Raw genomic sequence first — 234 nt, 5'->3', positions numbered from 1 at the left:
TTTTTCTGATCTTCACCTTCTTCTACTGGCCGGCCGGACAGGCGGTTTACTGGGCGCTGACGCTGCAGCAGCCATGGGGCGGCGGCAACATCTGGGTCGGGCTCGTCAATTTCCGCTCGATCCTGTCCAACGCCGACTATTGGCACTCGATCACCGCCAGCCTGATCTTCGCCGGCATCAGCACAGGGCTCCCGATGTTCCTAGCGCTGGTGCTTGCCGCGCTCACCGATCGCC

At 62.4% G+C, this 234-nt stretch carries 1 pseudogene; it reads left to right on the top strand.

Features of this window, described 5'->3' with window-relative positions:
* A pseudogene (locus KVT37_RS33040) lies at window positions 1-234 on the top strand (glycerol-3-phosphate transporter permease); the annotation flags it as partial.

The sequence above is a fragment of the Mesorhizobium sp. GbtcB19 genome, assembly GCF_019091085.1.
In the GTDB taxonomy this organism is placed as follows: domain Bacteria; phylum Pseudomonadota; class Alphaproteobacteria; order Rhizobiales; family Rhizobiaceae; genus Mesorhizobium.
The sequence above is the reverse complement of the archived record's forward strand: the minus strand, read 5'-3'. Positions and strand labels throughout refer to the sequence as shown.